The following is a 12139-nucleotide window of genomic DNA, read 5'->3' on the forward strand; positions in this document are numbered from 1 at the left end:
TTCAGCGCATAGCAAGCTGACTCTTTTGAATCTCCGCAGGACATTTTCCTGTAGAGGAATCAATACGGATTTTGTTTTTGAGGAGGCGGTATGTTTATCCGCAAATATCCCCGTACGCCCCACCTGCAAGGGTCACGGCTGCAACCGGGGGACAGCGCGTCGGATCAGGTTCCCTATTCGCAACTGAGCGGGCGTTATCTGGTCATCGAAGAAAAACTCGACGGCGCCAATGCCGGCGTCAGTTTCGACGCATCTGGCGCACTGCGTCTGCAAAGTCGCGGGCATGTGCTGACCGGCGGCGGGCGCGAGTCGCAATTCGCGCAGTTTAAGTCCTGGGCCACAGTGCATCAGGAGCGTTTGTTCGAAATTCTGGGAACCCGTTACACCCTGTACGGGGAATGGATGGCGTCGAAGCACACGGTGTTTTATGACCGCTTGCCGCATCTATTCACCGAGTTCGATATTCTCGACACCGAAACGGGCGAATTTCTCTCCACGTCGGCGCGTCGACGCATGTTAAAGGATTCACCGGTGCTTTCCGTACCGGTTTTATATGCTGGCCTGGCGCCCAGGCGCTTGGCGGAACTGCAAAAACTGGTGCGCCCATCACTGGCGAAAACCACACAATGGCGCAACAGCCTGGAGCAGGTCGCCCATCAGGAAGCGCTGGATTTTGATCTGGTTAAACGGCAGACCGACGACTCGGATTTGTCTGAAGGCCTGTATATCAAGATCGAAGAAAACGGTCGTACTGTCGGCCGATTAAAATGGGTGCGCCATGATTTCATTCAGGCCATTCTGGACAGCGGCAGCCACCATCTGAACCGGCCGATTTTCCCCAACCAGCTAGCGCAGGGGGTGGATATGTACGCTCCGCAACTAACCTTGAAATGGGAGGATCTCGGCCATTCTGAGCCGGATTCTCAGGAGCCGGGCGCCACAGCGGAGACATGCTCATGATCAGCTATCAGCAACTCCAAAACTGGATGCCCGCCGATGGCGCCGAGCCGGACTGGCGCGCACTGTGGGAAGGTCTGCCTGATCTGCAGCCCCTCGCGACCACGCCTCAGGACCCGTATTACCATGCGGAAGGGGACGTATGGACGCACACCAAAATGGTGGTGAACGAGCTGTTGGCGGGGGAGACTTATCAACAGGCGGATGCGGAGCAGCGCTTTGTGCTGTTCTACGCCGCCCTGTTGCATGACATCGCCAAACCGGCCACCACTATCGTGCGCCCCGACGGCGGCGTCGGCAGTCCCCGACACTCCCGACGCGGTGCGGTGGACGCCCGGATACTGTTGTGGCGCGCCGGCGTTCCTTTTGCCTTGCGGGAACGCATTTGTCGCATTATCGCCCAGCATCAGGTTCCGTTTTTCATCTTCGATGACCGGGCGCAACGACGTCCCGAGTTTCTGGCGCATCGCATGTCCTGGGAGGTGAGCCTGCAGGAGCTTTATGCGGTGGCGCTGGCGGATATGAGCGGCAGAACCTATGAGAAAAAAACGGACAGCATCGCAGACATCGCGCTGTTCCGTGAGCTGGCGCTTCAAGAGTCCTGCTGGGAGCAACCCCGCGTCTTTCCCGACGAAGTGGTGCGGCAGCAATACTTTCGCTCCGACGGCGCCACAGCGGCGGATTATGGCTACCAGCAACCGGAAGGCTCCGAGGTGGTGTTGTTATGCGGACTTCCCGCCTCAGGTAAGAATACCTGGGCGAGCCGGCATCGACCTGACTGGCCCACCGTCTCCTACGACGACGCCCGCGAGGAGATGGGACTCAAATACGGCCAGAATGAAGGCAAGGTGGCTCATCACGCCATTGATATGGCCAAAGAGCATTTACGGCGCAAGCAGCCCTTTGTGTGGAACGCCACGCACCTGTCCCAGGAAATGCGCAGTAATGCTCTGGACCTGTTGTACGCCTACCATGCGAAAATCCGCATCGTCTATCTGGAGGCTGCAGAGAAAACCCTGCGCGCCCGCAATCGCAAACGGGATAGCACAGTCACCGACAAAGTGATCGACCGTCTGCTGTATCGCTGGGAAATTCCATTGCCGAGCGAAGCGCATTGGGTGGAGTACGTGGTGGAGTAGGTTATGCCCACTTAATCAGCCAATCTGTCTGAAAATACGAACCAAGGGGCCGAGACGGTCCCTTGACTCTTGATAGGCTGTCGCCAGAAAATCTACCAACTTTACAGTTTAGTCATATGTCTGTATCACTTGGTAGAAATGATCCCATCCGCTGCGGAAGCGGTAAAACCGTTGTCTCAACACATCATAATGAGCCAGGAATGAAAGAAAAAAGTCAGAATCCCTTCGCGGAGTTACTCGGGTTAAAAGATCTGCCGCCGTTTCAATCCCCGGAGGAATTGCAAAGGCATGTGGAACGAGCCATGCATGCAAGGAATTCACAACCTTTAGAGGACTTCGCAGGCCTGTCCGCGGTGCAGATGTACGACCTGCTGTACCACCCCTACGATTCGCCTGAAATCGTCCGCTTTCCGGAAATCCCTGACGCCGACATCGACGCGCCGATCATCAAGCTATTCCTGTTGCTGGCGGAGCAGATAGGGGAACAAGGAATAAAGCCTACCGCTAAAGGCAACTTACCTCGCAAACTATGCCAGGAAACAGCGCTGGCTTATTGGGGCGAGGAGCTTTATCTGGAGAACACGAAGTACGGGGCCATCAACCAGGAAGAGCAATTTTTTGAGCTGCATCTTACGAAACTGATCGCCGAGCTGGCGGGCCTGATTCGCAAATATAAAGGCAAGTTGATACTGAGCCGGAAGTGCCGGGACTGGTTGGGCCGGAACAACAAGGGGAAGATTTATCACGAGTTGCTCAGAGCCTATACCGAGAAGTCTAACTGGGCGTACGTAGACGGCTATCCAGAGTTTTATATCATCCAGCGGTCATTTGTTTTTACCCTGTACTTACTTAAGAAGTACTCCAATGAAAAAAGGGGGAGTACATTTTATGAAGACCGCTTCATAAAAGCCTACCCCGACGCCCTGAAAGAATTACCAAATAACCCGATGCTGGGACCGAACCATAGAGACCACACTTTGAGAAGCGCATACAGTAATCGGGCGTTGTTCCGCTTCGCGCACTTTTTTGGTCTGGCGACTGTTGAGCGCGTCAGTACAGGTTATATGACCAGCGAGCTGCTAATCCAAGGACTTCCATTGTTGGACAGGGCTGTTCAATTCCCGCCAGGCTAGGTAACCAGCTCATCCTCTTCCATTCCCAGAAACCCGCCGGTCTGATGCGCCCATAACTGGGCGTAGATACCGCCGCTATTGATCAAATCCTGGTGTGAGCCCTGTTCGATAATAGCGCCGTCATCAAGCACGATCAGGCGATCCATAGCGGCTATTGTGGAGAGACGATGCGCGATGGCGATAACGGTTTTACCTTCCATCAGTTCATACAGGCTGCGCTGAATCGCTGCTTCCGCTTCGGAATCCAGCGCGGAAGTGGCCTCATCCAGAATCAGGATCGGCGCATCTTTCAACAGAACGCGGGCGATGGCGATACGTTGACGCTGTCCGCCTGAGAGTTTCACTCCGCGCTCGCCGACCTGGGCGTCGTAGCCTCTCCTTCCCTGTGGATCAGACAAAGTCTGAATAAAATCATGCGCCTCCGCCTTTTTTGCGGCGGCGATCATCTCGTCTTCCGTGGCGTCGGGGCGACCGTAAAGGATGTTGTCGCGTACGGAGCGATGCAGCAGCGATGTGTCCTGGGTCACCATACCGATATGCTCACGCAGGCTCTCCTGGCTGACTTCACTGATATCCTGGCCATCAATGAGAATGCGTCCCTGCTCCAGGTCGTAAAAGCGCAGCAGCAGATTCACCAGGGTGGATTTACCCGCGCCGGAACGCCCCACCAGGCCGACTTTCTCGCCGGGCTTGATATCCAGGGTTAGTTGTTCGATGACGCCCTCGCCTTTGCCATAGTGAAAGCCGATTTTATCGAACCTGATATGCCCCTTAGTCGCCTGCAGTCGACGCGCATCGGGTCGGTCCGTCACTTCCTGCGGTTTGGACAAGGTATTGATGCCATCCGCCACGGTGCCGATATTTTCAAACAACGCGCTGACTTCCCACATGATCCACTGCGCCATGCCGTTCAGCCGTAAAGTCAGACTCACGGCGACAGCGATCGCGCCCACCGTGATAGCGCTCTGTGTCCACAGCCAGATCGCCAGCGCCGTAATGACAAACGTCAGCAGATAATTCAGGGTATGCACACTGACGTTGACGCCGGTCACCAGACGCATCTGCCGCCTGGCCGTCTTTAGAAACCCCTGCATGCTTTCCTGTGCGTAATCCGCTTCCCGCTGGGTATGGGAGAACAGTTTTACCGTAGTGATATTGGTGTAGCTATCGACGATGCGGCCCGTCATCGCAGCGCGAGCATCCGCATTTTTCATCGAGTTGCGCTTGAGCTTGGGCACAAAATACATCTGCAGGCACACATAAGCGCCCAACCAAACCATCATGGGAATCAACAAGCGCGTATCCGCGTTGCCGATCATCACCAGCATGGTGCTGAAATACACCAGCACATACACCATGATATCCAGCAGCTTCATCACAGTTTCCCGCACCGCCAGAGAGGTTTGCAGTACCTTGGTGGCGATGCGGCCAGCGAAGTCGTTCTGATAGAAAGACACGCTCTGTTTCAGCAGATAGCGATGCGCTTTCCAGCGGATCTGCATGGGATAATTCGCCAGCAATGTCTGATGAATCAACAACGCCCTGAATAAAACCCCGACAGGCAGGCCAACCAACACCACCAGCGTCATAATCAGCAAGCGACCGCCCTCCTCCTGAAACAACGTCTCAGGATTCTTGTCCACCAGCCAATCCACCAGCTGCCCCATAAAACCAAACAATGAGACTTCCAATAACGCCAGAAACGCAGACGTCAGCGACATCAGGAATAACGGAACCTCCATCCCCCGCGTGTAATAACGGCAAAATGCGAACAACCCGACAGGCGGCTGCTCCGGCTCATCAGGAGGAAAAGGCTTAATAAACTTTTCAAACAAACTCAGCATAGAAACAATCCACATCCATCGGATCAAACAACAGGGTTAGCAGTGTGCAAAGCAGCGAAGAGCGATCAGCGCAAGCATGGCGCCCGGAAAGTGCGGCGTAAAGCCAGAGAAAAATCAGAGTAACCAAGGATGGAGGGAAATGTAAGGCGGGTTATTGCTTAATGAAATTCTAAATTCAGGCCTTACGGCCGCTGGCCACTTCTCTCAATGCTGGGGCTCTACCTTTACCAGATTGGTAATGAGTTGATTGCGCGCTATAAAAAGAATAGAAGTAATCGTTATACTCTAGCCTCAATGACACGGACGCAATGAAGAACTGTTCCGGGGTAGCTCAGTATGGAGAGCGCTCGGCTGATTTCCGAGAGGGCGCTGGTGCAAATCCAGCCCCCGGACCCATCCATAAGACTGGATATGCCAAGTAATAAAAAGCCTGAAAAAGACACAATCACCATTGATGCTACTTACCCTGAATTTCAGCTATCAAAGGCGCTGCAAAATAATCTTAGCAATCCGTCCCAAAGCTCAGGGCAGAAAGTGGCGCGATGGGAGAAAATTCTCGCGAGCATGTATTCTGGCGAGTTGAGTATAGGTTCTCGCACTCCCGTCTCCAATACGCCTGCATGGGTGACATTGGAAGTCGCGACTGGCGGATTTGCGACTGGGAATTTCTTAGCCGGAGCGCCGTTAACGGAGAACGAGATCGCCTTTGCGAAAAGGCTAACGCTTCCAATAAATACAGAAACACGGGCTGCCCTGAACAGTTACTTTTTAAGCGAAGAGGGCGTAAAGCTCCTAAATCAACATATCTCTGAAGGCAAGTTTTCCATCAGCGTTCCAGAGGAAGGAGCCCTGGCAATTGTTGCTTGGCTGCTTGAACACGGAGATGTGTCTGGCGCTAAATCGATTCTTGCAGAAATACTTCCTTTTTTCTCCGAACTAAAGTTCTATCCCACTCTTTCCGGTCAGTTTACTGCAAGTAATGGATTTGTATTTCTACAACCTGTCAGATCAGCCATAGAAAAGCTTAATAAAGTCGAAGCAAATAAGCGCATCACCGCACAAGAAGAAGCAATCCGAATTTGGATTCCTTTATATGACCAACTCGTCGGACTGCTCATTGAAACCGTGGAAGGTGAATTGCCTTCAGTCAGGGTGGATGATGCAGGAAAGCCAGTACGAGACCACCTCGGCCACTATGACCTAAAAGGTGGGTTTCCTGGTAAGAGATTTCCTGCGGGCTGGACTGAACGCGCCACATCATTATCCGGGCGCCATGAACAAATGGCTTCGCAACATATTTTAGGCAGTCGAAGATTGAAAGCCGGTTCAGCCCATGCGCGAATGCTGGCTTTTCTTAGACAATGTATTGATAGCCCAACAACACTGCATGAACGGGATCGCGGATATATTCGTTTACACTTGGCGCGCTATATCGCCAAACGAGGCGCGCCTGGAGAGGGAAAGCAACTTGTGTCACGACTCAGGCAGTCTCAGCAGTGTAGACCAGAAAAATACCATGAAATTGCAAAAATCCTGGTACAGCGATTACTACCTCTTCCCCAGGATAAAGGACTTGAATGTGTCAGTCGCGCCATTGCCCCCATCGCTTCAGATGAATCGACGCACAACGCTCCTGCTGGATCATTGATCCCCCGATATTTAGCCAAGAAAGTGGAACGCACCCAAATCGCCACTATCTACCAGCTTATACAGCAAGGCTATATCACCTCTGCGGATACTATCGCTAACGTATTACCGCAATTGTCTGCAAATATAAGAGCTTCCTGCTTTGACGATTCTGGGCTGAAGAATATTTACTCAAGTATTTATCAGGCTTTTCGGCAACGCCGCTCTTTGCTGCTCATTAACTTACAAAACCAAGTCCAGGTGACTGAGCTTCCGTGGATTTCAAATGTAGAGAAGTACCGTAATACCAAACCAAGAAACCAAGAGTTAGCGATAACTATTCTGTCGGATATAGTGATCTTGGCCCTTGTAAACTTTCCTTATTCTATTCTTCCAAATAAGTTGCTTCAGGAAATTAGAAGCTTGGCTGACCAGGCAAAGCTCAAAGTTCCTATTGTCGATGAAATAGCCGCCGATATTTTTATGGGCGAGTTCACTCAGAAGTATGCGAATGCCTGTGAATACGCCGCCGAGCTGCTTCAGGACACACTATATGCAAGGTACTACAACGTGGACTACTCATCTTTTCTTAAGAAAACGTTGTTTGGCGGCAGAAGAATGACTGCTAAAAACTTTTCCAACCTATGTTCAAAACGCGCTGGCGCTCCTGGGAAGGGTTGGAGTGTAGCCAGCAACGCCGTCGTTATCGAGCAACAACAGATCTTAACCACGCAAAACCTGGCGGTACTGTTTCAGGCATTGGGGCTAAAGACTAAGTTGGGAGAAAATCTCTCACTTATGGTGAAAGACTGCTTCAAGTGGGTATGTAGACGCCAGCAGTTAAAAATGGATAGTAGCCATGCTGGACTGAACATAATGAAAAAAAGCGCTTATGCGTGGCGACAAATGATTTTTTTCCTAACACAGCTGCCACCTGAAGAGCATCATGACCACCTATCCTGGATGCAATCGCATTTGTCGGAGCAAGCGCCTGAGTTCAGGGAGCGGTTCGCTCCCATAATGACTGGTCTTCAGTTAGCTGTGAACGGTCAGCGCCTGCAAAAGACAGATTCAGAGGCGATACAATTTTTAGGTTGGGCGGTAGGGAAACATCCTTTAATGCCAACATACATCCCCTAACTCCGTTTACTTTCAAGCTTAACAGAGCGGAGGCGGCAGTCTCCCGATCCGCCTCACCGCCTGTACGGCGCTCAATTCGCACCGTCTTCAATAAATCAACTAAACTCCGTCCCACCCTTCCGGCACAGGTACGCAGCGCTCACGGACTTCAAACACACGCGGCCGAGTTCCGGATCGCGCCTTTCCTGGGTAGGGGTGATGACGATGCCTTCTCGGATGTGATCAGCGTCGAGTTCTGTGGCGCCATCAGTGTGTTCTCTCATGACTTCCTGTGAGAAGGGGCCTCGGTAGAGAACGGGGGCGGTTTGTACGCCGAGTTGCTCCGCCATCGCCTGTAGTGCGTCGAAGTCGTGGTAGCGTTGGGCGCCACGATAGCCGCTGGCGAGGGCGAATAGGCGGAAGCCGAGTTCCTTGCCGTACGCCAGATCCTGAACGCCGGGGCCAAATGTCTCCCCCAGGATAAACAAGGGCTCATCCTCCACCCGCAATTCACCGCTCGCCAGCAAGGCGTCGATCACCGCCACCATGCCGGTAGTGGCGCGTACGTAGACATTGGCGCTGTTGCCGTCGGTATTGGCGAGCACCAGGCCTTTGGCGCCCAGACCTTTGGAAAAGATCAGCACATTGCGCTTAACGCCGAACGCCTCTGGGCGAGCGTCTTTTTCCGGCAGAATGGCGACGCCAGTGAATGTGCCGTGCAGTTTTTCGGTGAACACGACTTCTTCGCCATCCTGCAGAATATCTGGATAGGACTTCCAGTTTTCCACATCAAAATGGACCGTTAAGCGCTGTCCGGCGTTGAAAATGTCACCCGCCATGGAAGTAGGAATCGGCGGCTCATATTTTTGTACGCCCAACAGCTCTGCAACGCACTGGCCCTCTTCCACCGGGCTCAAGCGCATCAGCTCGGAGTCCCCGTCGCTGTGCTCAATTACGGCGGTGTCGCCGTCCATATGCACGGGATAGCAAACACCCTGGCTCAGTTCACCACGCAGTTTGATCGCAGTAATACGGTTGCCGTCTTTGCCGTTCAGACGTCCAACGCCTTTCTCAGCGTTCCAGAAATTCAATTTTTTCAATAGCCACTGCGGCAGCAGCGAGGCCTCTGGGATATAGGCGATCAGGTCCCCGGCTTGGAACTCGCCTTTCTTGACGATGGAGCGATAGCCGTCGATCACGGCGAACTCAATGGCGTCCGCATTCGGGTGCGGCTCAATTTGACGTATACGTTTTATAGGTACAGAAAATTTAGACATAAAAATTAAGCGTGCCTGCTTCATTCCCGGCGAACAGCACTAACGGCGGGATACTAAAAATCGAAAAGGAGGTGTGCTTTTGCATCGCAATCCGTGATTGCGCCCAGCATTGTATGCGTTACGCCGGAAATCTTCTAACTAATACTGTGATGGGCAGATGGGCTCCAATACAGAAGAACGACCCGGAGCCGTCGTACGCCCCACTTTCATGCACGGCGCCAACAAGAGTAGACTTGTTCCTTTTCGGGATCAGGCAGAGGCTTTTTCAATGAGTGATTCGGCATATCAAAACCATTTATCCATCCTGCGCAAACGCTTTGATCAGGCTCTGCTTGAGACGGATTTCGACAGCGTGGTGCTGGCGTCAGGCCGATTGACTTACTATTTTGGCGATGACCATTCTCACCCTTTTCATCCTTACGCCATGGCGCAACAGTGGGCGCCGTTCGACCTGATGCCGGATGTGTTTATCCACCTTCCGCGTGGCGAAACGCCGCGGTTATTGTGGCCGGCGAAGCAGGACTTCTGGCACGTAGTGCACGCCGTTCCAGAAGGGGACTGGAGCGACCAGTGGCGTATAGAGCCCGTCTCTTCCTTACAGGAATGGCTGCCGCAGATCGACGGCAAGACCGCCTGGATTGGACCGGAATATAACGAAGCGCCAGGGCTTAATCCGAATCTGAGCGTCAATCCTGAAGCGCTGCTACACAGACTGAACTACCAGCGCGCCTATAAAACCGAGTTCGAAATTGATTGTTTATGGCGCGCCAATCAAACGGGCGCAGCGGGACACAAAGCCGCTCAAGCCGCCTTCATGGCGGGTAAAAGTGAATGCGACGTCTACCGCGACTTTCTCGCCGCCAGCGGCCAGCTATCCAACCAGGAGCCCTACCCCGGCATCGTGGCGCTGAATGCAAACGCAGCGGTGCTGCATTACGAGAAGAAAAATCCTCTGACGCCGGACGCCATGCGTACGTTATTAATCGACGCCGGCGCCGCATACGGCGGATACGCCAGCGACATCACCCGCACTTACACGGCAGACACAGGCCTGTTTGCAGAGCTGATCGAACGCGTCAACACACTGCAATTGTCCATCGCCGCTCAAGCCGTGCATGGCAAAGCCTTCAGTGAATTGCATCAGGCCACGCTGGCGGGCGTCGCCAGCATTCTGCAAGAAACGGGTATTTGCTCACTTGGCGTCGAGGCGCAGCTGGACAAACGCATCCCGCAGGTATTTTTCCCGCACGGTCTGGGTCATTTACTGGGTCTGCAGGTGCATGACGTAGGCGGCCATCAACAGGATAAAAACGGAACCCTGCGTAAACCGGACGAATCAGCGCCCTTCCTGCGTCTGACCCGCACATTGGAAAAAGACATGGTGATCACCATTGAGCCGGGGCTGTATTTCATTCCCATGTTGCTCGATAACATGGTGAAAAATATTGCCGGTCATGGTTGTGATTTAGACCTGATCGCCAGCTTAAAACCTTACGGCGGCATTCGCATCGAAGACAATGTAGTGGTGCAGGAAGGACGCAGCCGCAACCTGACCCGCGAGGCGTTCGCCGAACTTCAGGCTTAACAGTCCTTTCGCTGGCGAACACGCCCTCTATCAGCGCGCGTCGGTTTTCTCCTGCTTCGGCAAGGGGAACAACATACCGACGCGCCGCCTGTAATCCTGATAGCTCCGCCCGAATTCGCGCACCAGATCCCGTTCTTCAAAATACAGCCCGATCAAGATATAGAGCGTCATGCCGCCGGCGAAAACACAGTGCCCCACCGTGGCGACAGAGGTGGACCACATGCCCACCAGAATGCCGCTTTGGATCGGATGGCGCACGACGCGATAGAACTGGCTGACGCGAAATTCAGAGGGCGGCGTCGATTGTCGCCTGAATTTACGCCAGGGCTGACGCAAGCCAAACAGTTCAAAGTGATCGAGCATGAAGGTGGCGAGAAACATCACGCCCCATCCGGCGAAAGCCAGAGTCAGGAAAAACGCGCTCGCCGCTTCCCCGGTTATCGACCATACGATGGCGGGCAGCGGCGCCCAGAAATAAAAGATCACCGCAAAAACCAACGCAGTTGCCAGGCAATAAGTCGCTCGTTCAATCGCAGGAGAAATGCGCCGCGTCAGCCACCGTTTGAAGGATTGACGCGCCATCAGACTGTGCTGAATCCCAAATAAGGCAATCAGACCCAGGTCGAGGCAAAGCGCAGTCGGCATATCCATTGCAGGGCCGTCGTTGACCGCCTTCGGAACCGGCAGTCCGTTGATGAAGGCGATGAAATAAAACATCGCCCCCACAGCGGCCAGATAGCAAACGGCGGCGTACGCCAGCTCAGCAAAAACAGTGATGCGGGAATGTTTCATATCAGGCCAAGCTCCCTGGCGCTCAATGTTTGTTTTGTTATCAGACAACAACGCGTTGACCATTGTGACCGGCACGGAGCGACCGAACCAGGGCGAGAATTACTGGCGGCGGACGCCGCCTTACTGCGTCAGCACTGGCACATAATATCCCCGCTCCGCGGCCTCCTCTAAAAACCACGTCAGCGCCTTGTTAGCCGTCCAGCCGCCGGGGCAATCAACGCGGTCGGCGATCATGAACATACACAATAATTGTACGTCCACTTTCGAGGCCATCTTCCTCCAGGCTTTGTCGCTGGGCGGTTGTCCTTTGGTTTTGGAGATATACCAAGGCAAATTAATGTCGTGGTACTTCACCAGATTAACAAAGCTTTCCTCAAACTCGCCGTATAACGATAAATTTTTAAGCGACTCTTCCGGATTGGCGGAACCGTTGATCTTGCCGATGTCATGTACTTTAGCCAGCGCCTCCAGAATTCGCTTCTCTTGCTCCAGGCACCCATTCAAATCCGCCAGTTGCAGCGCCCGAGACGCCACCATTTCACAGTGGGTCAATGCATTCTCCGCCGTATGCCTTTCCGGGTTAAGCGTTACCTTTGCCAGCTGTGCGTAGTCCCGCTGAAACGCGGGAGTATTCAATGCGGTAAACATGTGATGACTCCTCTTATTC

The 12139-nt window shown here is 53.4% G+C and carries 9 protein-coding genes and 1 tRNA gene; 6 read left to right on the forward strand and 4 right to left on the reverse strand.

Features of this window, described 5'->3' with window-relative positions; translation table 11 throughout:
• Window positions 1-90: 90 nt before the first annotated feature.
• The 3 genes from AC2IBB_RS01620 (at window position 91) to AC2IBB_RS01630 (ending at window position 3229) form a co-directional block, all read left to right on the forward strand.
• A complete protein-coding gene (locus AC2IBB_RS01620; RefSeq protein WP_486331175.1) occupies window positions 91-960 on the forward strand; it encodes an RNA ligase family protein in 870 nt (289 codons plus the stop codon).
• Window positions 957-2096, forward strand: coding sequence for an AAA family ATPase (locus AC2IBB_RS01625; protein WP_486331176.1), 1140 nt, complete (start codon window positions 957-959; stop codon window positions 2094-2096). Before AC2IBB_RS01620 ends, AC2IBB_RS01625 begins: the two co-directional genes overlap by 4 nt.
• 200 nt (window positions 2097-2296) lie before the next feature.
• Window positions 2297-3229: a hypothetical protein gene (locus AC2IBB_RS01630; protein WP_486331177.1), complete on the forward strand. Its 933-nt coding sequence runs from the start codon at window positions 2297-2299 to the stop codon at window positions 3227-3229.
• On the opposite strand, the gene AC2IBB_RS01635 is transcribed toward AC2IBB_RS01630, so the two are convergent.
• On the reverse strand, window positions 3226-5073 hold the full coding sequence (locus AC2IBB_RS01635; RefSeq protein ID WP_486331178.1) for an ABC transporter ATP-binding protein: 1848 nt from the start codon (window positions 5071-5073) through the stop codon (window positions 3226-3228). The two genes, AC2IBB_RS01630 and AC2IBB_RS01635, sit on opposite strands and share 4 nt — an antisense overlap.
• A 320-nt stretch (window positions 5074-5393) precedes the next feature.
• Here AC2IBB_RS01635 and AC2IBB_RS01640 point away from each other — a divergent pair.
• Both AC2IBB_RS01640 and AC2IBB_RS01645 read left to right on the forward strand, forming a co-directional pair.
• Window positions 5394-5469, forward strand: a tRNA-Ile gene (locus AC2IBB_RS01640).
• 15 nt (window positions 5470-5484) lie between these two features.
• Window positions 5485-7839, forward strand: a complete 2355-nt coding sequence (locus AC2IBB_RS01645; RefSeq protein ID WP_486331179.1) for a hypothetical protein — start codon at window positions 5485-5487, stop codon at window positions 7837-7839.
• A 95-nt stretch (window positions 7840-7934) separates the two neighbouring features.
• On the opposite strand, the gene AC2IBB_RS01650 is transcribed toward AC2IBB_RS01645, so the two are convergent.
• Window positions 7935-9095 (reverse strand): RNA ligase (ATP), encoded by a 1161-nt coding sequence (locus tag AC2IBB_RS01650; RefSeq protein ID WP_486331180.1) that lies wholly within the window; start codon window positions 9093-9095, stop codon window positions 7935-7937.
• 268 nt (window positions 9096-9363) lie between these two features.
• On the opposite strand from AC2IBB_RS01650, the gene pepQ reads away from it, so the two are divergent.
• Window positions 9364-10680: a Xaa-Pro dipeptidase gene (gene pepQ / locus AC2IBB_RS01655; RefSeq protein ID WP_486331181.1), complete on the forward strand. Its 1317-nt coding sequence runs from the start codon at window positions 9364-9366 to the stop codon at window positions 10678-10680.
• A gap of 30 nt (window positions 10681-10710) precedes the next feature.
• Here the strand turns inward: pepQ and mddA are convergent, their stop codons facing one another.
• Both mddA and AC2IBB_RS01665 read right to left on the reverse strand, forming a co-directional pair.
• On the reverse strand, window positions 10711-11472 hold the full coding sequence (gene mddA / locus AC2IBB_RS01660) for a methanethiol S-methyltransferase (RefSeq protein ID WP_486331182.1): 762 nt from the start codon (window positions 11470-11472) through the stop codon (window positions 10711-10713).
• Window positions 11473-11592: 120 nt separating this feature from the next.
• The gene (locus AC2IBB_RS01665; protein ID WP_486331183.1) at window positions 11593-12120 is read right to left on the reverse strand and encodes an HD domain-containing protein; all 528 of its coding nucleotides are present in this window, start codon (window positions 12118-12120) and stop codon (window positions 11593-11595) included.
• Window positions 12121-12139 lie beyond the last annotated feature (19 nt).

Source organism: Hahella sp. NS-SX17, from assembly GCF_057367735.1.

What these genes read in the sequence shown, in the direction of transcription:
- AC2IBB_RS01620 (WP_486331175.1), top strand. Translation starts at nt 91, where the DNA reads ATGTTTATCCGCAAATATCCCCGTACGCCCCACCTGCAAGGGTCACGG.
- AC2IBB_RS01625 (WP_486331176.1), top strand. Translation starts at nt 957, where the DNA reads ATGATCAGCTATCAGCAACTCCAAAACTGGATGCCCGCCGATGGCGCC.
- AC2IBB_RS01630 (WP_486331177.1), top strand. Translation starts at nt 2,297, where the DNA reads ATGAAAGAAAAAAGTCAGAATCCCTTCGCGGAGTTACTCGGGTTAAAA.
- AC2IBB_RS01635 (WP_486331178.1), bottom strand. Translation starts at nt 5,073, where the DNA reads ATGCTGAGTTTGTTTGAAAAGTTTATTAAGCCTTTTCCTCCTGATGAG.
- AC2IBB_RS01645 (WP_486331179.1), top strand. Translation starts at nt 5,485, where the DNA reads ATGCCAAGTAATAAAAAGCCTGAAAAAGACACAATCACCATTGATGCT.
- AC2IBB_RS01650 (WP_486331180.1), bottom strand. Translation starts at nt 9,095, where the DNA reads ATGTCTAAATTTTCTGTACCTATAAAACGTATACGTCAAATTGAGCCG.
- pepQ (WP_486331181.1), top strand. Translation starts at nt 9,364, where the DNA reads ATGAGTGATTCGGCATATCAAAACCATTTATCCATCCTGCGCAAACGC.
- mddA (WP_486331182.1), bottom strand. Translation starts at nt 11,472, where the DNA reads ATGAAACATTCCCGCATCACTGTTTTTGCTGAGCTGGCGTACGCCGCC.
- AC2IBB_RS01665 (WP_486331183.1), bottom strand. Translation starts at nt 12,120, where the DNA reads ATGTTTACCGCATTGAATACTCCCGCGTTTCAGCGGGACTACGCACAG.